Below are 836 nucleotides of genomic sequence, written 5' to 3'. Positions count from 1 at the left end.
CTGTCGTAGTGATGCTTGGAGTGCCAGTGATACCGGCTAATGTAGCGTTTTCACTATTCACATAACCTGTGATGCCATAAGTCAATGTTGGATTACTATCACCGTACACACGAGTCTGGTTATCAGCTGTCACCGTCAAAGTGGCTTTATTGATGGTCAATGTATTTGGTGCATAAGTGATCGCGTAGTTACTCAAGCCTGTACCTTGGGCAGCACTTGCCAAGATGCCATCTGTTGAACCGCTGTAAGTACCTGCTGCCTGTGTTGCTGGAACTGTTGAGTTACCACCCTGCACCAAAGTCACGCCAGTGATGCTGTCGTTATTAATTAAACCTATTTGAGTGAAGTTCGATGTGCCAAGCACTAGTGCTGTACCGTAAGTTGTTGAACGAGCATCGGCAGTGATGGTCAATGTCTTCTGAGTAACACTTAAGCTACCAGATACATAGGTGATGTCATAGTTGCTAGCCAAGAAGCCATCAGTACCGGTGGCTGATGTGGCCACTACTTCATTGGCGTTCGTACCTACGGCACGAGTCGTGCTAGCAGCGTAACCATTGGCGCTGGTCAAAGTCACAGCCGTGGCCACTTCACTATTGGCATAGGTGCCAGATGTCTTAGTGAAGGCTGATGCGCCTAATGTGAGGCCGTCACCATAAACCTTCGTGCGGTTATCCGCAGTCAAGGTGATCGGACGAGCGGTGATGCTCAAGCTACCAGATACATACGTGATGTCATAGTTGCTAGCCAAGAAGCCATCCGTACCGGTGGCTGATGTAGCAACTACCTCACTAGCGTTTGTACCTACGGCACGAGTCGTGCTAGCAGCGTAACCA

At 49.2% G+C, this 836-nt stretch carries 1 protein-coding gene; it reads right to left on the bottom strand.

Annotation, left to right across the window (positions count from 1 at the left end):
- Positions 1-836 (bottom strand): MBG domain-containing protein (locus ICE88_RS08415; RefSeq protein WP_216252034.1); only part of this gene is annotated, 836 nt, incomplete at both ends.

Source organism: Polynucleobacter sp. AM-26B4, assembly GCF_018882285.1.
GTDB lineage: Bacteria > Pseudomonadota > Gammaproteobacteria > Burkholderiales > Burkholderiaceae > Polynucleobacter.
This window is presented reverse-complemented; position numbering and strand designations above follow the sequence as displayed.